Source organism: Streptomyces sp. NPDC107500 (assembly GCF_055582785.1).
On the sequence record NZ_JBVJPF010000010.1, the window covers coordinates 304,725 to 327,507 of the forward strand.

At 71.5% G+C, this 22,783-nt stretch carries 12 protein-coding genes; 5 read left to right on the forward strand and 7 right to left on the reverse strand.

Annotation, left to right across the window (positions count from 1 at the left end; genetic code table 11):
- Positions 1–192: 192 nt before the first annotated feature.
- Positions 193–2,967: a helix-turn-helix transcriptional regulator gene (locus ACZ67M_RS35175; protein ID WP_469854111.1), complete on the reverse strand. Its 2,775-nt coding sequence runs from the start codon at positions 2,965–2,967 to the stop codon at positions 193–195.
- A gap of 396 nt (positions 2,968–3,363) precedes the next feature.
- Between ACZ67M_RS35175 and ACZ67M_RS35180 the strand changes: the two genes are divergently transcribed.
- Together ACZ67M_RS35180 and ACZ67M_RS35185 are read left to right on the forward strand one after the other, a co-directional pair.
- Positions 3,364–8,217 (forward strand): ricin-type beta-trefoil lectin domain protein, encoded by a 4,854-nt coding sequence (locus ACZ67M_RS35180; RefSeq protein ID WP_469854069.1) that lies wholly within the window; start codon positions 3,364–3,366, stop codon positions 8,215–8,217.
- A gap of 73 nt (positions 8,218–8,290) precedes the next feature.
- A complete protein-coding gene (locus ACZ67M_RS35185) occupies positions 8,291–11,497 on the forward strand; it encodes a DUF5010 domain-containing protein (protein ID WP_469854070.1) in 3,207 nt (1,068 codons plus the stop codon).
- Between the two features lie 95 nt (positions 11,498–11,592).
- Here ACZ67M_RS35185 and ACZ67M_RS35190 read toward each other — a convergent pair whose 3' ends face one another.
- Entirely contained in the window at positions 11,593–12,081 is a 489-nt protein-coding gene (locus tag ACZ67M_RS35190) for a TetR family transcriptional regulator (RefSeq protein ID WP_469854112.1), read from the reverse strand.
- 206 nt (positions 12,082–12,287) lie between these two features.
- Here ACZ67M_RS35190 and ACZ67M_RS35195 point away from each other — a divergent pair, with 206 nt between their 5' ends.
- Complete coding sequence (locus ACZ67M_RS35195; RefSeq protein WP_469854071.1) at positions 12,288–13,730, forward strand: aldehyde dehydrogenase; 1,443 nt, start codon at positions 12,288–12,290, stop codon at positions 13,728–13,730.
- Between the two features lie 104 nt (positions 13,731–13,834).
- Here the strand turns inward: ACZ67M_RS35195 and ACZ67M_RS35200 are convergent, their stop codons facing one another.
- From ACZ67M_RS35200 to rpmF, 5 genes are all read right to left on the reverse strand, one after another.
- Positions 13,835–14,689: an MBL fold metallo-hydrolase gene (locus ACZ67M_RS35200; RefSeq protein ID WP_469854072.1), complete on the reverse strand. Its 855-nt coding sequence runs from the start codon at positions 14,687–14,689 to the stop codon at positions 13,835–13,837.
- Positions 14,690–14,845: 156 nt separating this feature from the next.
- The gene (locus ACZ67M_RS35205; RefSeq protein ID WP_469854073.1) at positions 14,846–15,703 is read right to left on the reverse strand and encodes an oxidoreductase; all 858 of its coding nucleotides are present in this window, start codon (positions 15,701–15,703) and stop codon (positions 14,846–14,848) included.
- A gap of 147 nt (positions 15,704–15,850) precedes the next feature.
- Positions 15,851–16,684, reverse strand: coding sequence for an oxidoreductase (locus ACZ67M_RS35210; protein WP_469854074.1), 834 nt, complete (start codon positions 16,682–16,684; stop codon positions 15,851–15,853).
- A 183-nt stretch (positions 16,685–16,867) separates the two neighbouring features.
- Positions 16,868–18,220, reverse strand: a complete 1,353-nt coding sequence (locus ACZ67M_RS35215; protein ID WP_469854075.1) for an amidase family protein — start codon at positions 18,218–18,220, stop codon at positions 16,868–16,870.
- A gap of 188 nt (positions 18,221–18,408) precedes the next feature.
- Positions 18,409–18,609 carry a 50S ribosomal protein L32 gene (rpmF, locus tag ACZ67M_RS35220; protein WP_469854076.1) on the reverse strand — a complete coding sequence of 67 codons (201 nt, stop codon included), beginning with the start codon at positions 18,607–18,609 and terminating at the stop codon, positions 18,409–18,411.
- Positions 18,610–19,248: 639 nt separating this feature from the next.
- Between rpmF and ACZ67M_RS35225 the strand changes: the two genes are divergently transcribed.
- Both ACZ67M_RS35225 and ACZ67M_RS35230 read left to right on the forward strand, forming a co-directional pair.
- On the forward strand, positions 19,249–21,639 hold the full coding sequence (locus tag ACZ67M_RS35225) for a M4 family metallopeptidase (protein WP_469854077.1): 2,391 nt from the start codon (positions 19,249–19,251) through the stop codon (positions 21,637–21,639).
- A gap of 203 nt (positions 21,640–21,842) precedes the next feature.
- The gene (locus ACZ67M_RS35230) at positions 21,843–22,778 is read left to right on the forward strand and encodes an SDR family NAD(P)-dependent oxidoreductase (RefSeq protein WP_469854078.1); all 936 of its coding nucleotides are present in this window, start codon (positions 21,843–21,845) and stop codon (positions 22,776–22,778) included.
- Positions 22,779–22,783: the final 5 nt, after the last annotated feature.

A 22,783-nucleotide genomic window follows, 5' to 3' on the forward strand; every position in this document is an offset into this window, starting at 1 on the left:
ACAGAAGAGTGTCACCTGTCCAACAGGTGACGGAAGTGGGTGGGGTGGGGCGGGGTCGACGCCCCATACTCTGGCCCCGGGGGTCTGGGGACACATCAGTCAAATGACGGTACGAAACGGGTACAAGAGGTGAAATCGCCTGTCGGCGGTGGCCTCGGTCATTCGACTGAGGCCCGTCGCTGCGCGTGCGGGTCACCTGCCTCCGCGCTCCTCCAACCGGGTCAGTGCGTCGTGCAGGGCGGCGCGGGAGGTGATGCCGAGTTTGGGGAAGACCCGGTAGAGGTGGGAGCTGACCGTGCGCGGCGACAGCCGCATGCGCTCACCGATCTCCTTGTTGGTCAGTCCGATCGCGGCGAGGCCGGCGATCCGGCGTTCCTGCCAGGACAGTTCGCCGGTCTGCGCGGACGGGGTGCGGGCGGCCAGTCCGGACGCCCGCAGCTCTCCCTGGGCCCGTTCCGTCCAGGGGACCGCACCGAGCCGCTCGAACGCCTCGGCTGCCCGCAGGAGCAGCGGCCGCGCCTCCTTGGGCCCCCGGGTGTGGCGCAGGCGGATGCCGTGGGCGAGGCGGATGCGGGCGAGTTCGAAGGGGAAACGGGCGGCGGAGGGCTGGCTCTCGGCCCGCTCGTGGAGGCGGTCGGCCTCCTCGGGGTCCGTCGCCGTCATGGAGAGGGCGCCATAGGTCAGGAGCGCGAGACGCGGCGAGACACCGGGCAGGCCGGCCCGTTGTGCCGCGAGGGCGTGGGCGCGGGCCGGTTCGGCACGGCCGGTGTGCAGGGCCGCCTCGACCAGGTCGAGCAGGGTGCGGGACGCCTGGTGCGCGTACGGTTCGAAGGTGCCGGGCGGGGTGATGCCGATGGCGTGCAGGTAGGCCGCCTCGTGGTCGCCGTCGGCGAGCGCGGCGGTGGTGCCGATGGCGTCGGCGATCTGGGTGAGGAAGCCGACGCCGCGGGGGCGGGCCCAGGCGTCGACGGCGGCCTGGAGTTCGCGGGCCCGGTCGGTGTCGCCGCGCAGCGCGGCCAGCAGCCCCAGGTACGCCCGGGTGTGGTGGGCCAGCAGCGCGTATCCGTGAGAGGTCGTCAGTTCGAGGTCGCGCCGGCCGGTGCGCTCGGCCTCCTCCCACTCGCCGACCGCGAGCTGGTCCAGCATCACCAGGTGCAGCGTCGTCATGCTGTTGCGCACGAAGCCCGTCTCGGACTGGCGGTCCACCATGTGCTGGAGGTGCGGGCGGTACTGGCTGAGGGTGTCCACGTGGTAGGCGGCCACCCCCAGCCGGCTGAGGTCCCAGGGCTCCAGGTCCGCCAGGCCCGCGAACTCGGCTTCGATCCGCTCGCGCACCCCCGCGCCGTGCCGGACCACGTCGCCCCAGGCGTCGCCGTAGACCAGGGAGCGCGAGGGCACGTCCCCGCCCAGGGAGCCGAGCAGCGCGCGGGTCTCCTCCCACTGGGCGGCGTCGCCCGCGTACTGGGCGATCGCGAGCAACAGGTTCACCAGCCGGGTGAGCACGTCGGAGGTTCCGTGCGGATCGCGGGCGCGCACGCACGCGATGGCCGCCGACACCCGGCGGTGGGTGTGCCGCACGTCGCCGTCCTCGAAGAGGGCGCGGTACGCCGAGGTGAGCACCGAGACCGGCGGGTCGTCCGTGTCCGGGGCCCGGTCCGCGCGCACCAGTTGCCGTGCCTGGTCGAACAGGCCGGCGTGGCCCGCGACGAAGGCCGCGTCGCCGAGCCGGCGGGACCGCTCCGCGGGGCTCTCGCTCAGCTCCGCCGCCCGGGTCAGCCAGGCCATCGCGGCCACCGCGCCGCCCCGCCTGGTCGCGGACTCGGCGGCCGTCTCCAGTGCCCGCGCGACCTCGTCGTCGGGGTCGACCGTCGCCGCGGCCAGGTGGGTGGCCCGGCGTTCGACGTCGTCGTGGTGCACCCGGGCGAGCACGGCGTGCGCGGCCCGGCGCTGGTTGGGCGTCGCCGACTGCACCACGGTGGAGCGGATGAGCGGATGCCGGAAGACGAGGTTTCCGTCGGCCGGTTCGACCTCCAGCAGACCGGCGGCCACCGCCTCCTCGGCGTCCCGCATCCGGTACTGCCGCGCACCCGGTGCGGGAGGTGCGCCCCGTGAGGTGCCGACGCCGTCGAGGGCGCCGCGCAGCAGCTCCTCGCGGACCCGGTGACCGAGTCCGGCCAGGCGGGCGCCGTACACCTGGTGGAGCCGCCGGGGCAGCGGCAGCGAGGCGTCGCGCAGTCCGAGGCAGTCCGCCGTCGCCAGGTCCGCGGGGCCGCCGCGGGACCGGGTCGCGTCCCCGTGGGCGTGGGCGGGCAGTTCGAGCAGGGCCAGCGGATTGCCCCGCGCACGGTCCAGCACCAGCTCCCGCACCTGCGGGGCGAGGACCGGGTGGTGGTGGTCCAGCAACGCGCGCGCCGCCCCGTCCGGCAGGGCGTGGACCGGCAGTTCCGGCAGAGCGGCGGTGTCGAAGCCCGAGGGGGCGTCGGAGCGCAGGCCCACCAGGAGCTTCACCGAGCCGCCCGTGAGCCGGCGTCCCGCGAACCCGAGCACCGCGACGCTGGACGCGTCGAGCCACTGGCCGTCGTCGAGGACGAGCAGCAGCGGTCCGGTCGAGGCGGCCAGGGACAGCAGGTCCAGGACGGCGATGCCGAGCGACATGGCCGACGGCGGTTTCCCGTGGCCCCGGCCGAAGGCGGCGTCGAACACCGTGCGGTGGACCTCGTCCAGGCTGTCCACGGCCGGCAGCAGAGGGTGCAGGAGCTGGTGCAGCCCGGCGAGCGGCAGCCCGGACTCGGCCTCCACCCCGGCCGCCCGGACCACCGTCTGGCCGGCCCGTGCCGCCAGGTGTGCGGCGTGGTCGAGCAGGGCGCTCTTGCCCACGCCCGTCTCGCCCCGCAGGAGGAGCGCCTGCCCCTCCCCGGCCGCCACGAACCCGGCCAGCCGCTCTCTCTCGGCGTCCCGGCCGATCATCGCAACGAGTGACTCCACGGTGCACCAATCCCCTCACCACCGGAACAGACATGTGTGCGCCCTTGGAGCCTATGTGTGCTGTAGCCCTGCCCCGTGCACACCTCACGAGCAGAGTACGGCTACATGTGCCTTTTCGTCACTATATGGAGGTAAAGGCCTGTCTCGGTTCCCGGCTGCTTTCCCGGTCGGTCTCGTGTTCCGGGCCCTCTTCTTCCACGTCCGCAGAAGCGGCATCACCACCCGCAAGGGACGTATGGACGGGTGCTGAACGAAGTCGTGATCTTCCACGAGTAGAAACATGCTTCTGGTTCGAAGCACGTGTGCCATGGTGCTCGGTGGTGATCCACGACCGTCCTTCCGAGGGACGGCACTTCCTTCCCACCCCCTGGAGTGATCATGCACGGCCCGAGACGCCGACGCGGCGGCGGAAAGGCGACCACAGTCGCCGTCGCCGTCGCGGTCGGCCTCACCCTGGCGTCCCCGTATGCCGCCGCGTCGCCCCCGGCGGTCTCCCACGGCACGACGTCCACGGCCACCCCGATGTACAAGGACACCGGCTACTCGTTCGAGGAGCGGGCGGCCGACCTGGTCTCCCGGATGACGCTGGAGCAGAAGGTCCGTCAGCTCATCACCAACGACGCCCCGGCCATCCCCGAACTGGGCGTCCAGGGCTACACGTACTGGAGCGAGGCCCTGCACGGCGTCCAGTCGCTGGGCAACTCCAAGAACGCCGGGGACGACACCGCGTGGCCGATGAAGGCCACCGGCTTCCCCACCAGCCTCGCCACCTCGATGGCCTGGGACCCCGCTCTCCTCCACCAGGAGGGCTCGGCGATCTCCGACGAGGCCCGCGGCTTCCTCGACAAGTCGCTGTTCGGGGTCAGCCGCAACAACCTCGGCACCTCCGCCGACAACTACGGCGCGCTGACCTACTTCGCCCCGACCGTCAACAACGACCGCGACCCCCTGTGGGGCCGGCACGACGAGTCCTTCGGCGAGGACCCGTACCTCCAGACGCAGCTGGGCGTCCAGTTCGTCAACGGCTTCCAGGGACAGAAGCCCGACGGCACGTCGGTCAACGGCTATCTGAAGGCCGCAGCGACGGCGAAGCACTACGCCCTCAACAACGTCGAGGACGCCCGCACCGCCATCAGCTCCGACGTCAACGACGCGCAACTGCGCGACTACTACACCAGGCAGTTCGCCGGCATCATCGGCCAGGCGCACGTCGCGGGCCTGATGACGTCGTACAACGCCATCAACGGAACCCCCGCGGTCACCAACACCTACACCAACAACACCCTCGCCAAGCGCACCTACGGCTTCCAGGGCCTGACCACCTCGGACTGCGGCGGCGTCGGCACCACCTACAAGCTGCCCGACGACGGCCACAACTGGGCCCCGGCGCCCTGGTCCACCAACGGGTCCAAGACCAACCCGCAGTGGATCGACGACGAGACCGGCGAGACCGTCGACGCCCGCGCCGCCGGCCAGGCCTTCGCCCTGCGTTCGGGCAACGACCTGAACTGCAGCGGCGAGGAGATGACCACCGCCAACGTGATGGAGGCCGTGCGCGCGGGCCTGCTCAGCGAGGACGTCCTCGACACCTCCCTGGTCCGGGTGTTCACCGTCCGGATGCGCACCGGCGAGTTCGACCCGGCCGGCAGCGTGCCGTACACCTCCATCGACAAGTCGGTCATCCAGAGCGCCGACCACGTGGACCTGGCGACCAAGGCCGCCGACGCCTCCATGGTGCTGCTGAAGAACAGCAACCTCGCCGCGACCGGCAAGCCGCTGCTGCCGCTGAAGGCGTCCGCCGTGAACAAGGTCGTCGTCCTCGGCAACCTCGGCGACACCGTCAGCCTCGGCAGCTATGGCAACGGCCCTGACAAGCAGATCTCGGTCCGCAAGGGCATCACCGACGCCCTGAAGGCCGCCAACCCCACCGCGACCGTCACCTACGACGCGGCCGGCACCAGCACCACCAACACCGCCGCCGTCACCCTCAGTTCCGCCACCCAGGCCGCCGTCAAGGCCGCCGACGTGGTGGTCGTCGCGGTCGGCACCGACCAGAACACCGCGAGCGAGGGCAGGGACCGCGCGAACCTCGCGCTGCCCGGCAACTACAACTCGCTGATCGACCAGGTCGCCGCCCTCGGCAACCCGAACGTCGTGCTGGACATCCAGGCGATCGGCGCGGTGGACATCTCCGCCCGCCAGTCCAAGGCCGCCTCCGTCCTGTTCAGCGCCTACAACGGCCAGAGCCAGGGCACCGCCGTCGCCGACGTGCTGTTCGGCAAGCAGAACCCGCAGGGGCACCTGACCTTCACCTGGTACAAGGACGACTCCCAGCTCGCCGGCAAGAACAACTACGGCCTGACCCCCGCCCAGTCCGACGGCAAGGGCCAGACGTACCAGTACTTCACCGGCACGCCGTCCTACCCCTTCGGCTACGGCCAGAGCTACACGACGTTCTCCTACTCGGCGGCGACGCTCGACAAGAGCAGCATCACCGCCGACGGCACGGTCAACGTCTCCTTCGACGTGACCAACACCGGCAGCGTGGCCGGCGCCACCGTCGCCCAGCTCTACGCCGCGAACTCCTTCACCGTCTCCGGCGTGACCATGCCCAAGCAGCGCCTGGTCGGCTTCAAGAACACCGGCGTCCTCCAGCCCGGCGCGAAGCTGCACATCACGCTGCCGGTCAAGGCGTCCGACCTGAGCGTGTGGAACGCGTCGACCTCCAAGCAGACGGTCTACCCGGGCGCCTGGGCGCTGAAGGTGGCCTCCGACTCCGCCACCGTGCAGAGCACCGCCACCGTCACCGTCACCGGCACCCTGACCCCGAAGGTCTCCACGGTCACCGTGCAGCCCGGCCGGCTGGTCTACCACGCCGGTGAGACGCTGGACCTGAAGAGGAAGAACCTCTGGATCAAGGACGACACCGACCCGGACCGGGAGCAGCGCGACACCTCGATCACGGCCGACGGCATCGTCGAGGCGGTCAACAACGACCAGTCCTTCGCCGACCTGTCGAAGACGACCGTGACGTACTCCAGCAGCGACCCGGCCGTGGCCACCGTCGATTCCGCCGGCATCGTCACCGCCGGCGCGGACGGCGTGGCGACCATCAAGGTCACCGTCGGCGGCGTCACCGGCTCCATGGTGATGGTCGTCAAGGACTCCCTCGCGCTGCACACCCCGCAGCTCGTGACGGCGGGCCAGGCGGCCACCGTGACCACCACCGTGACCAACGGCACCGGTTCCGCGCTGTCCGGCGTGAACGTCACGCTGCCCGCGCCGTCCGGCTGGACCGTCAAGGCCACCACGGCGACGTCCTTCGCGTCCGTCGCGGCCGGTGCCTCGGCCACCACCACCTGGCTGGTCACCCCGCCCGCCGGGGTGAGCGCCGGAACGTACCCGCTGACCGCCACCGCCACCCACAGCGGCGGCTCCTACACCGCCGGCGCCACCCTCCTGGTGCCCTTCGCGTCGGTGAAGGCGGCCTACACCAACGTCGGCATCACCGACGACGCCAACCCCGCCCCGGGCAAGTACGACGGCGGCGGGTTCAGCTTCTCCAAGCAGGCGCTCGCCGCCCAGGGCGTGTCCGCCGGGACCCTCGGCACCGGCGGCCTGACCTACCAGTGGCCCGACGCCACGGGAACGGCCAACGCCATCGACACCAGGGGACAGGCGGTCCTGATGTCCGGGACCGGCGGCTGGCTCGGTTTCATCGGAAGCGGCACCAGCGGCCCCCACCAGGGCATCGGCACCATCGTCTACACCGACGGCTCCACCCAGAGCTACGGCCTGGGCTTCTCCGACTGGTGGGACAACACCAACGTCTCCCAGGGCAGCAGCCGCCTGGGCACCTACGACTACATCAACAGCAACGACGGCAGGGTGAACCAGAAGGTCAGCCTCTTCACCACCAAGGTGCAGCTCGCCGCCGGCAAGACGGTCAAGGCCGTCGTCCTGCCCACCTCGGGCCCGGCCGGCACCCCGCAGGGCCACGTCTTCGCCATGGCGATCGGCGGCACCACGCAGACCCCGGCACCGCAGCCGCAGGGCGTCACCGGTCACATCACCGGCCAGGGCGGCAAGTGCGTCGGCCTCGCGGCCGGACCGGCGGCGGGCGTCCAGGCGGTCCTGGCCACCTGCGACGACGACGCCTCCCAGCAGTGGACCCTCGGCACCGACAAGACGCTGTGGAACCAGGGCAAGTGCCTGACCACCGCCCAGGGCGGCGCCGACAACGGCACCGACGTGGTCCTCGACTACTGCGACGGTTCCAAGGGGCAGCAGTGGACGGTGGACTCCGAGCACGGTTTCCTGGTCAACGCCGGGTCGGGGATGTGCCTGGAGAACTCCAACGGCTCCACCGCCGACGGCAACCCGCTGATCATCTGGACCTGTGGCGTCGGCGACGCGGGCATGGTGTGGAAGGCCCCGGCCGACACGCCGTCCGGTCCCTCGGGCCGGATCGCCGGGTACAACGGCAAGTGCGCCGAGGTGACCGGCGGCGCGACCGCCGACGGCACGGCGATCCAGCTCAACACCTGCGGCACGGGTACGCAGCAGGTGTGGACCGCGGCCTCGGACGGCACGCTGCGTGCGCTGGGCAAGTGCCTGACGGCGGCGGGCGGTGCGACGGCGGACGGTACGGCGGCGCAGCTCGCCACCTGCACGGGCGCCGGCTCGCAGAAGTGGTCGTCTGACGCGAAGGGCCAGCTGGTCGGTTCGGGTTCGGGCAAGTGCCTGGACGCGACCGGGCCGAGTTCGGCCAACGGTACGAAGCTGCAGATCTGGGCGTGCGCGGCGTCGGACAACCAGCTGTGGAACGTGCCGACCTCGCGTCCGTCGGGTGTGATCAGCGGCTATGGCGGCAAGTGCGCCGAGGTGGCCGGGTCGCTGTCGGCGAACGGCACGGCGGTCCAGCTGAACACCTGCGGGACGGGCAGCGGCCAGTCCTGGACGGTGGCCTCGGACGGCACGCTGCGGGCGCTCGGCAAGTGCCTGACGGCGGCGGGCGGTGCGACGGCGGACGGTACGGCGGCGCAGCTCGCCACCTGCACGGGCGCCGGCTCGCAGAAGTGGTCGTCGGACGCCAAGGGCCAGCTGGTCGGTTCGGGTTCGGGCAAGTGCCTGGACGCGACCGGTCCCAGCTCGGCCAACGGCACCAAGCTCCAGCTCTGGACCTGCGCGGCCAGCGCCAACCAGCTCTGGAAGCTCCCCACCGCGGCCTGACCCGCACGGGGTGGACCCGGCCGGGTCCACCCCGTTCTCCTTCACCTACAAGGAAACCAGGAAGAGCACACACGTGTTTTCCAGACTCAGACGCGCCCCGCGCACCGGACCCGGCCGGACCCTCGCCGGCACGTCCGCCCTCACCCTGGCCCTGACGGCACTGACCGCCGTGGGCACCGCCACCACGGTCCCCGCCGCCTCGGCCGCGACCGCCGCCGACACCCCGATCGTGGTCGACGGCGGCACCGTCCTGCCCGGCCGCATCACCGGCAAGAACGGCGCGGTCGGCGTCACCTTCGGGTTCTCCACCGAGACCCTGGCCGGCGGCCCCTACGACCAGCCGGTCAACAAGAACTACAACCAGCCGATGTACCGGCCGAAGGCCGACGACCCGGCCTCCTTCTGGGACAACTACGTCGAGCAGCTCGTCACCGCCGGAGTGGACTTCGTCGCCGTCGACCTGCGCGGCTTCGACCCCGCCAGGGCGGTGCCGGACGGCGCCGGCGACCCCCGCGCGCTCACCCCGCTGCTCGACGCCATCAACCGCCGGGGCGTCGCCGGCCAGCTCAAGATCGCCGCGCTGGACGACACCCCGGCCACCCTGACCGACAAGAAGAACCGCGCGGTCCACAACACCGGCGGCTACGAACCCCCCTTCGACTTCGGCGACGCCGACGGCACCGGGGAGGGCGGCTACAAGTACTTCTGGGACCAGAACCAGCGCGAGTTCTTCCAGCGCATCCCCTCCGAGATGCTCTACAAGGTCGACGGCCGCCCGCTGATCTACGAGTGGTCCGCCAACGCGCCCGCCTTCACCAACCAGGGCAACGGCAACCTCTCCAAGCTGCTCCAGTACGCCCGCTCCCGGGCGAAAGCCGAGTTCGGCATCGACCCGTACTACGTGGTCGACAGCAGCTGGCCCGACCGGGACCCCTCCGTCATCTCACAGATCGACGGCGTCAACAACTGGTTCCAGCTGCCGACCGGCTGGTCCAACGCCACCTACCAGCCGATCATCGACAACGGGCAGCTCACCTTCGGCGACGGCTGGGCCTACCGGACCTCCGACGGCGCCGGTGACTACAAGAACACGTACCAGACCACCTCGCAGTCGGGTGCCTCGGTCACGTACTCCTTCATCGGCACCGGCGTGCAGTACCTGGCCCGGACCGCGAGCGGCCAGGGCAGCGTCGACGTGTCGATCGACGGCGGCACGCCCGTATCCGTGCGGCTCGACACCAGCAGCGCCCTCAAGACCCAGCAGAACGTCTTCGAGAGGTCCGGCCTGACCGACGGCACGCACACCATCAAGGTGACCAGCAGGACCGCCACCGAGGTCAATGTCGACGGCTTCAAGGTGCTCACCGGCCGCGCGGCCTCGCTGAACGGCCGTACCTTCGGCGTCGCGACGCCGAGCTTCCGGGTCGTCAACGACGACGTCAACATGGTCATGGACGCCGACCACGGCAACCACCTCAACCGCACGCTGGACGCCACGGTCAACGGCGGCGCGGACATCACGCTGCTCGAAGGCTTCACGGACTGGGAAGAGAACGCGCTGGTCGCGCGTACGGCCGAGGGCACGTACGCGGAGCGGCTGACCGACTACCCCAACCAGATGCTCGACATCACCCGGCGGTACTCCAGGGACCCGTTCCCGGCAAGCCTCAAGATCGAGGCGGAGACGGCCGACGCGCACACCGGTGCCACCCCCGGCAACAACGGTGTGTACCGCAGCGGCGACCTCGACGTCGAGCCCACCGGCGACACCGGCGGCGGCTGGGACGTCGGTGACGTCGCCGCAGGTCAGACCCTGACCTGGAAGAGCCAGCCGATGCAGGGCACGGTGAAGCTCTCCGCGCGCCTCGCCACGCCCAACGACGGGGCCAAGGTCCGCTTCGTCGTGGACGGCGTCGCCGGTCCGACCATGGACGTGCCGAACACCGGCGACTGGCAGAAGTACACGACCGTCGACGCGGGCACCTTCCAGTTCCGGGCGGGCACCCACCACGAGGTCCGGCTGGAGTTCCCGACCGGTTCGCTCAACGCCAACAACTGGACGGCGACCACTCTCAGCGCGCCGGTCACGCCCGCTCCGACCGGACCCACCGGCCAGATCACCGGCCAGGGCGGCAAGTGCGCCGACCTCGCCGGGGGCAGTGTGGCGAACGGTACCCAGGTGGTGCTGAACACCTGCTCCACCGCCACGACCCAGCAGTGGACGGCCGCCTCCGACAAGTCGCTGCGCGTCCTCGGCAAGTGCCTGACCACCGAGAACGCGGGCACGGCCAACGGTACGAAGGTCCAGATCGCCGCCTGTGACGGTTCCAGGGGTCAGCAGTGGACGGCGGACTCGGAGCACGGGTTCATGATCAACGCCGGGTCCGGGATGTGTCTGGAGAACTCCAACGGTTCCACCGCCGACGGCAATCCGCTGATCATCTGGACCTGTGGCGTGGGTGACGCGGGCATGGTGTGGAAGGCTCCCACCGACGCCCCGACCGGTCCTTCGGGGCGTGTCGCCGGTTACAACGGCAAGTGTGCCGAGGTGGCGGGTGGTGCGACCGCCGACGGTACGGCGATCCAGCTGAACGGGTGTGGTTCGGGTTCGCGGCAGGTGTGGACGGCTGCGTCGGACGGGACGCTGCGTGCGCTGGGCAAGTGCATGACGGTGGCGGGTGGTGGTACGGCGGACGGTACGCCGGTGCAGCTTGCCTCGTGCACGGGTGCCGCGTCGCAGAAGTGGGCGTCGGACGCCAAGGGCCAGCTGGTGGGTTCGCAGTCGGGCAGGTGCCTGGACGTGACCGGTCCCAGCTCGGCCAACGGTACGAAGCTGCAGATCTGGGCGTGCGCGGCGTCGGACAACCAGCTGTGGAACGTGCCGTCGTCGCGTCCGTCGGGTGTGATCAGCGGCTATGGCGGCAAGTGCGCCGAGGTGGCCGGGTCGTTGACGGCGAACGGCACGGCGGTCCAGCTGAACGCGTGCGGGACGGGCAGCGGCCAGTCCTGGACGGTGGCGGCCGACGGGACGCTGCGTGCGCTGGGCAAGTGCATGACGGTGTCGGGTGGTGCGGCGGCCAGTGGTACGCCGGTGCAGCTCGCCTCGTGCACGGGTGCCGCGTCGCAGAAGTGGGCGTCGGACGCCAAGGGCCAGCTGGTGGGTTCGCAGTCGGGTAAGTGCCTGGACGCGACCGGTCCCAGCTCGGCCAACGGCACCAAGCTCCAGATCTGGACCTGCGCGGCCAGTGACAACCAGCTCTGGAAACTCCCCGCCGCCTGATCCACGGCGGCGGTGAAACGGCCGGGCCCGGTGGGACGTGTTCCCACCGGGCCCGTGCCGTGTCACCGACCGGATCTCCTCCTCAGGACACCTCCTCAGGACACTCCGACGCCGTGCAGAAATGTGTCGACCACGACGTCCGCGGCCTGTCCGGGAGACAGATGCTCGTGCCGGTGTGCCACCAGGCTCACCATCTCGGGCAGCAGCGGACCCGCCCACCCCTCCGGCTGGTCCCGGCGGAGCAGGCCCTCCTCGGTGGCCCGCCGCAGGAACACGTCCACCTCGGCCATGCAGGCGTCCCGGCGCCGGCGGATGGCTTCGTCCGCGAGCATGCGGGTGAGGTCGACCGGCCAGGTGCGGTTCACGGTGATGATGTTCTCGACGTAGCGGTGCAGGGCGACGGCGACGGGTGCCTCGCGCAGCCGGGCGTCCTCGATGGCCCGCTCGATGGCCGTGACGCGTGATTCGTAGATCGCGGAGAGCAGGTCCTCCCGGCAGGCGAAGCGCCGGTAGACGGTGCGCCGGTCCACGCCCGCCTCGGCGGCGATACTCGCGATGCTCGCACCGGGGTCGGCGGCGAGCATGCGCGCCCCCGTGGTCAGAACGGCTTCGAGGTTACGTGCGGCGTCGGCTCTCATGCTCCCAAGAGTATCGCTCTTGGGGAAAATTCTTGCTTTCCTGCGCCTCTTATGTGTAGCTAACGAGAGTAAGTGCTACATTGAAGTGGCAGTTGAGTAAGGGTCCTGGTCCGAACAGGCCGAGAGCGTGGAAGACGGAAGAGAGAAAGCGCATGATCACCTACGACCGGCTTTTCATCGGTGGTTCCTGGGTCGAGCCCAGTGACCCGGAGCTGCTGGACATCGTTTCCCCGCACGACCGGTCGGTGGTCGCCCGTGCCGCCCAGGCGCAGCCCGCCGACATCGACCGCGCGGTCGCCGCGGCCCGGAGTTCCTTCGACGAGGGCGTGTGGCGGCTGACCCCGCCCGCCGAGCGGATCGCCCTGCTGCGCCGGTTCAACGCGCTGCGCGAGGAGAACGCCGAGAAGATCGCCGCCCTGATCACCCTGGAGAACGGCTCGGCCGGCTGGTTCACCCGCGCCGGACAGCCCGGTCTCACCCGGCAGGCCAACGCCTACCTGAAGGCGGCCGAGGAGTTCGGCTGGGAGGAGACGTTCACCCCGTCGGACCCGGCCTCCCCCGTGCGCAGCGTGGTGCGCCGTGAGGCGGTCGGCGTGGTGGCCGCGGTCATCCCGTGGAACTCGCCCTTCTCCTCCGCCACCTCGAAGATCATCCCGGCTCTGGTGGCCGGCAACTCCGTGGTCCTGAAGGTCTCCCCGGAGAACTCCCCGAGCATGGGCTTCCTCGCCGAGCTGCTGGAGCAGGTAGGCCTGCCCGAGGGCGTCCTCAGCGTCCTGCCGGCCGACCGGGAGACCAGCGAGTACCTGGTCAGGCACCCGGACGTCGACAAGATCGCCTTCACCGGCTCCACCCGTGCCGGGCGCCGCATCGCCTCCCTCGCGGGCGAGCAGCTCAAGCGGGTCAGCCTGGAGCTGGGCGGCAAGTCCGCCGCGATCATCCTGCCCGACGCCGACATCGAGAAGGCCGTCGCGGGCGTCAAGTTCGGCTCCCTGCTCAACAACGCCGAGTCCTGCATCGCCCAGACCCGCATCCTTGCCCCGCGCAGCCGGTACGAGGAGGTCGTCGCCGGTCTGAAGGAGCTGATCGAGTCGCTGAAGGTCGGCGACCCCGACGACCCCGACACCTTCATCGGCCCGATGATCCGCCCCGACCAGCAGCAGCGGGTGATCAACTACATCCAGCTCGGCATCGAGGAGGGCGCCCGCCTGGTCACCGGCGGCCCGCAGATCCCCGAGGGCATGGAGAAGGGCAACTACGTCACGCCCACCCTCTTCGCCGACGTCGACAACTCCATGCGGATCGCCCAGGAGGAGATCTTCGGCCCGGTCCTGGTCGTCATCGCCTACGACGACGAGGACGACGCCGTCCGCATCGCCAACGACTCCGAGTACGGCCTGTCCGGCGGCGTCTGGTCCGCGGACGAGGAGCACGCCCTCGCCGTCGCCCGCCGCGTGCGTACCGGCACCATCACCGTCAACGGTGCCTCGGTCGCCTTCGACGGCCCGTTCGGCGGGTTCAAGGCCAGCGGCATCGGCCGCGAGTACGGCAGCGTCGGCCTCGGCACCTACACCGAGTACAAGACGATCACCGTCTGACCCCGCGCGGGACGCGGCCCGTACCAGAACCGCCGACGGCGGCAGGTGGACCCGGCCACCTGCCGCCGTCGCGGCGTTTCGGGCTGTCCGCGGACAGCCCCGTGTCACGCGTTCACCCAGCGAGGGCCGTCCCCGTCGCGCTCGATGCGCTTGAAGTCGAGACCGGGCTGGTGGCTCATGCCGAGGGCCACGTCGCGCCCGGTGAACCGCTCGAAGAGCGCTTCGCGGGTCGCCCTCGACTCCTCGCCGTCGAGGTCGGCGTGGAAGCCGATGCCGCGGTCCGTCAGCATCAGCGGGTGCTGGACGGCGTCGCCGAGCAGGTCGGCCTCCTGGCCGTCGTCGAAGACCTGGACCGTGTAGTGGCCGGGGGTGTGCCCCGGGGTGTGGTGGGCGACGACGCCGGGAGCCACCTCCACGGTGTCCCCCTCGACAGGCTCCAGGACACCGGCCGCGCGGGCCGCCTCCATGACGGTGCGCGAGAGGTCGCCCTCCGGGGCCGGTGCGATCAGCGCGTCCCAGTCCGCCGCCCCGTAGAGGACGCGGGCGCGGGGGAAGAACAGGTCACCGCCGTTCGGAGCGACCCAGCCGATGTGGTCCATGTGCAGGTGGGTGAGGAAGACGATGTCGACGTCCTCGGGCGCCACACCGACCCTGGCCAGCTCGTCGGGCAGCGCACCGCCGACCGCGATGAACTCGGGTGCGTGCTCAAACCCGGCCGCCTCCGCCATCTGCGGCGGGTACGGCAGCCGCACCGGCCCGGTGCCGGCGTCCACCAGCACGGTACGGTCGTCGGTCTGCACCAGGTAGCAGGCGGTGGGCATGTGGTAGGTGCCGTCGCCGTCCAGCAGGCCGGGGTGGGCGTCGAAGTCGAGGCCCGCGTAGGCGATCCTCGGCAGGTAGTTGAATCCGTCGTTGAGCGCGGTGACGGTGATGCCCCCGACCTTCAGTGTCGTCGTCACGGGTGTGCGTTCCTTCCGAAGAGATGCGCCGCGGGGTCGCACCGGACGGCGCGGACGCGTGGACGGGCAGAACCCCGGGTACGCCAAGAGGCGCACTCGAGGTCGTGACGACCTCTCGACTGCGCCTCTCGCCGTCACCGGGATGGAGCTGAGGGTTCAGAGCACCGCGTTGTCGGCGGCCCCCGGGAAGTCCGTGCTGAACGCCCGGTCCTTGCCGGCGTCGAACTCGGCACGCAGCTGGTCGAGCTTGGCGCCGATGCGGCGCTGGGCGTCGCTGCCGAGGACGACCCAGTGGGGCGGCTCGGGGGAGGTCACGGCCTGCTGGATCACCTCGGCGGCCCGCTCGGGGTCGCCGGGGAACATCTCCGGGGTCAGGCTGCCCATCATGGCGCGGAAGGCCCCGGCCGTGGCGGCGTAGTCGGCGATCGCCTCGCCGGAGACCTTCGTCCGGTTCTCTATGCCTGTGCGGAACGAACCGGGCTGGATGATCATCGCGCGCAGGCCGATGGGCTCGATCTCCTGCCAGAGCGCCTCGGTGAAGCCCTCCAGTGCGAACTTGGTGGTCGAGTAGTAGCCGTTGGCGGGGAGACTGGCCAGGCCGTCCATCGAGGACACGTTGACGATGGTGCCGCTGCGCCGGGCACGCATACCGGGCAGCACCGCGCGGGTGAGTTCGACGGCGCCGAAGAAGTTGACCTCGAACATGCGGCGGTAGTCGCTCTCCTCCTGCTCCTCGAGCGCGCCGACGAAGTCGATCGCGGCGTTGTTGACCAGGATGTCGATGCCGCCGAAGCGCTCCTCGGCGGCCCGCACCGCCCTCTCGCGGTCCGCGGGCAGGGTGACGTCGAGCTTCACCGCCAGCGCGGTCTGCGGGTACCGGGAGGCCAGCTCGGTGGTGGCGGCGGTCGAACTGGCGGTCGCCACCACCTGGTCGCCGCCCGCCAGGACGTGTTCGGCGAGAGCCTTGCCGAGCCCGCTGGAGGCGCCGGTGATGAGCCAGGTCTTGGGGGACATGGTGTGTTTCCCTTCGGGATGACGTGTGGGTGGGGCAGAGGACGGAAAGGAACGGGACGGGCCCGGTGAGCGGGCACCGGAAAGCGCCCGGGGGCGGCTGTGCCGGGGAGGCGGGAGCCGGCCGGGACGGTGCTGCCGGGCAGGTGCCTAGGCCGGGAAGTCCGCGGCGCCGCTGGCCGCGGCCCACTTGCGGGTCTCGACGGCGCGGGCCTCGCCCGCTTCCAGCGCGGCGGTCACGGCAGCGGCGCCGAGCAGGAGCCGACGCGGCGGATCGTCGTCGTTCACGACGTCGATGAGGACCTTGGCGGCGCGGACCGGGTCACCGGGCTGTGTGCCGTTGTTCTCCGCCCGGTACGTGTTCATGGCGCCGACGGTTCCCTCGTAGTCGGGGCCCACGGCGTGCAGCTCCATCGAGGAACCCTGCCAGTCGGTGCGGAAGGCGCCCGGCTCGACGATGACGACCCTGACGCCGAACGGGGCGGTCTCGTTGGCCAGGACCTCCGAGAAGCCCTCCACGGCGAACTTCGCGCTCTGGTAGGCGCCCATGCCGGGGGTGCCGCCGACTCGTCCGCCGAGGGAGGAGAACTGTACGAACGTTCCCGACCGCTGCCCGCGCAGCACCGGCAGGGCGGCCCGGGTGACGTTGACGACGCCGAAGAAGTTCGCCTCGAACTGGGCGCGGAAGTCGTCCTCCGCCATCTCCTCGATGGGAGCGCTGTTGGCGTACCCGGCGTTGTTCACGACCACGTCCAGCGTGCCGAAGACGTCCACGGCCGACTGGACGGCGTGCTGGGCGGCGGTGATGTCGGTGACGTCCAGGGCCACCGGCAGCACCCGGTCGCCGTACCGGGAGACCAGGTCCTCCAGCTGCTCCGGTCGGCGGGCCGTCGCCACCAGCCGGTCACCCGCCTCCAGGACCGCTTCCGCGAGGGCGCGGCCGAAACCTCGGGACGCGCCGGTGATCAACCATGTGCGAGCCATGTTGTTTCCTTCGTGAATGTCGTTGTTTCTCCTTTATGCCTCCCAATATGACTTGAAGTCTGGTGTGGGGCGTCCGTCGTTTGACTGTGCCGTCGTTCGCGAAAGCGGTGGACGGGACGTGCGGGTAAGTCATCGAACGGAGGACGGGGCCGTCGCGGCCGCCGCCGGGGCGGGCCCCGAGGGCTACCGCGCGGCCCGCAGCAGCCCGTCGACCCGCGCGGCCACGTTCAGCAGCTCCCGGTCGGTTCCGAGAGCCCCGACGAGTTGGAGGCCCACGGGGGCGGAGGCCGTCACGGGGAGGGGAACCGTCACCGAGGGCAGGCCCGCGGTGGCCGCGGGGGAGGTGTTGCGGATCAGGGTGGGGAACGTGGGCGCCTCCCGGCCGTTGAGCGGGAGCGTCCGCTCGTACCGGAGCAGCGGTCGGGCGCAGACGGGGACCGTGGGGCTGAGGAGCGCGTCCAGGCCGTGGTCGCCAAAGACGCCGGCGTAGGCGTCCCGCATCAGCAGGCGCTCGGCGAGCGCGGCACGCAGCGCGGCGGGACCGGCGTACGCCGCACCCGTGGGCGGCGCGCCGGCGCGGAGCATCTCCGCGACGGCCGGGTCGCCCACGTCCGCCAGGACCTCGGCGAGGGTACGGCCCGTGCGGTGGAGGCCGAGATAGCGGTCGAAGGCGGCGGCGAACTCTCCGAGGACCAGGGGTACGCCGACGCGGGCGTCGAACGCGGCCAGGTGTGCCGTGTCCACCGGGACCCATTCGGTCCGGTCCGTGCCGAGACGCGCGACCGCCTCCTCCCACGCCGACGCGACCGGCCCCTCCAGGTCCTCGGCGAACACCTGCCGCGGCAGGCCCAGCCGCAGACGGCGGTCGGGGTCGTCGTGGGGCCCGGTCTCGCCGGTGATCAGGGTGTCCAGGGCCGACAGGCGGCTCAGGGTGCGGGCCATCGGGCCGACGGTGTCCCGCGTGGGCGACAGCGGAGTGACGCCCGCGGAGGGGTACCGCCCGGCGGTGGGCCGCAGGCCATAGACACCGTTCAGAGCCGCCGGGACGGTGACGGAACCGCCCGTGTCGGTGCCGAGCCCGGCGTCGGTGACCCCGGCGGCCACCGCGGCCGCCGTACCGCCGCTGCTGCCTCCGGCGAACAGGCCGGGGTCGGTCGCGTTGCCCACGGCACCGAAGGTCGGGTTGCACGAGGTCGCCCCCAGTGCCAGCTCGTGCATGTTGGTCTTGCCCAGCACGATCGCTCCCGCCGCGCGCAGCCTCGCCACGACGGGCGCGTCGGCGTCCGGAACGAAACCGGCCAGCGCGGGGGTGCCCGCCGTGTTGGGCAGGCCCGCGACATGGATGTTGTCCTTGACGACGAGGCACCAGTGGCCGCGGCCGCCCCGGGCGTCCAGGCGGGCGGCCTCGTCGAGTCCCGCCCCGGAGGCGAGCGTGACGAACGCGTGCAGCCCCTCGATCCCGGCGGCGCGGGCGAGGGCCGCCGATACCGCCTCGTGTGCCGGGCCGCGGTGGCTCGACGCTGCCGACTCGGTCACCGGGCGTCTCCTTTGCGCTCACACCCGACGACCACATCTCGCCGGGCTCGTCCGTGCCCACGTCCGCGTCCGGCCGCGTCTGTGCCATGGTGCCATGACCGCTGAGTGTGACCGCGACATGTTCGAGCACCGGGGCCGGGTCCGCACCGCAGGTGTGCGCGGACCCGGCCCGCAGGAGTCGGCGCGGGTCAGGACGGGGGCAGTACCTGACGGCCCTTGTACATCCCGCAGTGGGCACAGGCGGCGTGCGGCGGGGTCGGCTGCCCGCAGGCCGCGTTGGGGCACTTCACCAGCAGAGGTGCGGTTGCCTTCCAGTGGGCCCGGCGGTGGCGTACCCGAGAACGGGACTTTCTGTTCATCATGGCGATGGTTCCGTTTCCGTATGACATGGGGCATCGCTCCGGCCGGTGTGAGGGCACGGCACGGTCCGGCGGACGTGCGCACACGCGCGGGACACACCCGTGTCCCGGGCGGACAAGGGCGCGCTGACGCGGTGGGGATGTGTGCTCGGCACGGGAACGGGCCGTTGAGGTCGGAGCCGTTGGGCGAGGGCGAGGTGAGCGCGCTTCCGCCGTGCCGGAGTGGAGAACTGCGGCGAGTACGTCCCAGGTGCCTGGGCCGGACCGAGGGGCGGTGGGCTCAGGCTAGGCTCTGTCGACTTCGATCAGCACGCCGAGGAGGCTAGCAATCGCCGGGCCCGTGGTGCAACGCCGCGTCCCGCCCGCGCGGACGGCCGCGCACCGGCGCCACCGCGGCCGACGACTGCCGGCCGCCGTGACGGGATTCGGCCAAAGTCGCTCTCGTACCGGAGATTTCAGCCACGTAAAAGGGCTTGTGGACCGACCGGACATCTCCACCCGGACGTGACCTGTCCATGGCCGGAATGCGAACACATGTCACCGGGATGCTGACACCTGGGCCGGGACCTGCGACGATCCCGTCGCTTGTGTCACACCTCCCTCCACCCCCCCACCGGGTGCTCCGATGCCGCAGCGTCCGCCCCTGTTCGGTTCCGAGTCAGGAGAGTCATGTCCCGCTTCACCGCGTCACCCCGGCGCGCCCCGCGCGCGGAGCGGCCGACACCGTCGGCAGGCCGGAGCAGACCCGTCGGCTCCCGCGCCGTACCCGCCCTCACCGCCACCGTCCTGGTGGCGATCCTGGGCGCGCTCACCCTCTCCGTCACGCCCGCCCTCGCCTCGCCGGCCCCCGTCCCCGCCGCGGGCCACGCAGCCGGCACCCCCGCGCCCGCGCTCGTCGAGGCCCGCGCCCGGTCCGGGACCGAGGCGGTCGCCCTCACCCCCGGCGGACGCGAGCGGCTGCTCGCCCGCGCCGCCGACGAACGCGCCGGCGTCCGGCGTGAGCTGCGTGCCCCGGCTCCGGAGGACCTGGTCGCCGCGGACGTCCTGAAGGACACCGACGGCACCGTCCACACCCGCTACCGGCGCACCTGGGACGGCATGCCCGTCGAGGGCGGCGACCTGATCGTGCACCAGGGGGCGGCGGGCGGCCGGAGCATCGACGACTCCCTCGACGCCCCGCTGTCCGTGCCCGCCGTCCACGACGGTTTCAGCGCGGTCCGCGCCCGCGGCCGTGCCCTGGCCCAGGCCGAGGACCTGCACGTCGCCCACGCGGCGGCCGGCGCCGCGCGACGCGTCGTCTGGGCCGCGTCCGGCACCCCGCGACTCGCCTGGGACAACGTTGTCTCCGGTGCACGGGCCGACGGCACGCCCAGCCGCCTGCACGTCGTCCTCGACGCCGCGACCGGCACCCGCCTCGCCGCCTACGACGAGGTGGACTCCGGCACCGGCGACAGCCAGTACAGCGGGACCGTCCGGCTCGGCACCCGGAGCGTCGACGGCACCTACCAGTTGGTCGACCCGCAGCACGGCGGCAACAGCGTCCGGGACGTCACCAACGGCGGCTCCGGCGTGCTCTTCACCGACGCCGACGACCAGTGGGGCGACGGCACCGCCGACAACCCGCAGACCGCGGCCGTCGACGCCGCCTACGGCGCGGCCACGACCTGGGACTTCTACCACGACCGGTTCGGCCGCAACGGCATAGCGGACGACGGGGTGGGAGCCGTCTCCCGCGTGCACGTCCCGGGTCTGGCCAACGCCTACTGGCTGGACAGCTGCTTCTGCATGACCTACGGCGACGGCCTGGACAACCGGCACCCGCTCACCGAACTGGACATCGCCGCCCACGAGATGACCCACGGCGTCACCGCCGCCACCGCCGGTCTGCTGGAGACCGGCGAGTCCGGCGCCCTCAACGAGGCGACCAGCGACATCATGGCCACCGCCGTGGAGTTCTCCGCCCACGACCACGACGACCTCCCCGACTACACCATCGGCGAACTCGCCGACGTCCGCGGCACCGGCAAACCGCTGCGCTACATGGACCGGCCCTCCAAGGACGCCTCCGAGAAGGGCACCTCGCAGGACTACTGGACCCCCCAGACCCACCAGGTCGACCCCCACTTCGGCGCCGGGGTCGCCAACCACTTCTTCTACCTGCTCGCCGAGGGCAGCGGGCACAAGACGATCCGCGGCGTGGACTACGACAGCCCCACCTACGACGGCCTCCCCGTCCCCGGCATCGGCCTGCACCAGGCCACCAACGTCTGGTACCGGGCCCTGACCCACTACATGACCAGCACCACCGACTACGCCGGTGCCCGCACCGCCACCCTCCAGGCTGCCACCGACCTGTTCGGCTCCGGCAGTGACGCCTACGAGTCCGTGGCCAACGCGTGGGCCGCCGTCAACGTCGGCCCACGTTTCGTGAACCACATCGCCATCACCTCGCTGTCCACCCGTGACTCGGCCGTCGGCCAGCCGGTCTCCCGGACCGTCTCGGCCATCTCCACCCGGCCCGGTCCCGTCACCTACGCCGCGAGCGGACTGCCGGCCGGCCTCGCCATCGACCCGACCACCGGCCTGATCTCCGGCACCCCCACCACCGCGGGCACCTTCCCGGCGACGATCACCTTCACGAACTCGGCCGCCGAGAAGCGCCGGCACTCCTTCGACTGGACCGTGGTCCAGTCCGGCGGCGACTTCTTCGTCGACCCCGACCGCCACGACTACGCGCCCTGGAAGAGCGTCGAGACCCCGCTGACGGTCACCGGCCGCACCGGAGACGCCCCGGCCGCGCTGAAGGTCTCCGTGGACCTCGTGCACACCTTCATCGGCGCCCAGGTGATCCAGCTCGTCGCCCCGGACGGGACGGTCCTGCTGGTCAAGGACTTCCGCTGGGACACCGGAACGGAACTGCACGACACGTTCACGGTGGACGCCTCCGCCCTCGCGGCGAACGGCGTCTGGAAGCTGAGGATCACCGACTACACGCCGGCCGCGCCCGGCATCGCGCCCAGTGAGGGCGGCTACCTGGACCGCTGGAGCCTGACCTTCTGACCCACCCCGTGCGACGGGCCCGGGAAGTGAGGCATGTCGAACGACCGCCGGCCGAGATGCACACGTATCTCGATCGGAACAGGGGGTGGAACGATATGTATGAACACTGTGTATGGTTGTTCCACGGCGTCCAGGTGGTCCGGATTCTGTGGTGTCTCCCGGCCAGGACGTGACCATCCCTCATCGATCGAGGCAGGCACACCATGACGTTGACAACCACCCCCTTCGGGCCGCGCGCGACCGCCTCGGAGACACTCGCCGGTGTCGACCTGAGCGGACGCCGGATCATCGTGACCGGGGGCTCCTCGGGCCTGGGCGTCGAGACGGTGCGCGCGCTCGCCGGCGCCGGGGCCCAGGTGACCGTGGCCACCCGCAACCCGGCCGACGCCGATCCGCTCGTCGCGGAGTTCCCCGGGACCCGGGCGGTCGCCCTCGACCTCGCCGACCTCGCTTCCGTCCGCGCCTTCTGCGCGTCCTGGGACGGTCCGGTCGACGCCCTCGTGGCCAACGCCGGCGTGATGATGCTGCCGACTCGACAGGTCACCGCCGAGGGCTGGGAGATGCAGCTCGCCATCAACTACCTGGGCCACTTCGCCCTGGCCCTGGGTCTGCACTCCGCGCTGCGGCGGGCCGAGGAGCCGCGCGTCGTCCTGGTTAGCTCCGGCGCGCAGCTGAGGGCGGGATTCGACTTCGACGACCCCCAGTTCGAGCGGCGTCCCTACGACCCGTTCCTCGCCTACGCGCAGTCCAAGACCGCCGACGTACTGCTCGCGACCGGCATCAGCCGCCGCTGGGCCGAGCACGGCATCACCGCGAACGCCTGCGCGCCGGGATGGATCCACACCAATCTGACCCGTCACCTCGACGACGCGACCATGAAGGCCCTGGGTGCCATGGACGCCGACGGCAACCTGCTCACCCCGGACTTCTACAAGACCCCCGCGCAGGGCGCGGCCACCACGGCCCTGCTGGCCGCCTCACCCCTGGTGAAGGGGGTGACGGGGCGGTACTTCGAGGACAACCAGGAGTCGCCGGTCGTCGACGGCGGCCCGGACCCGATGGCAGGTGTCGCCAAGTGGTCGGTCGACCCGGCCGCCGCGGACCGCCTGTGGGAGCACGCCCTTCCCGTCGCGCGCTGAGCCCG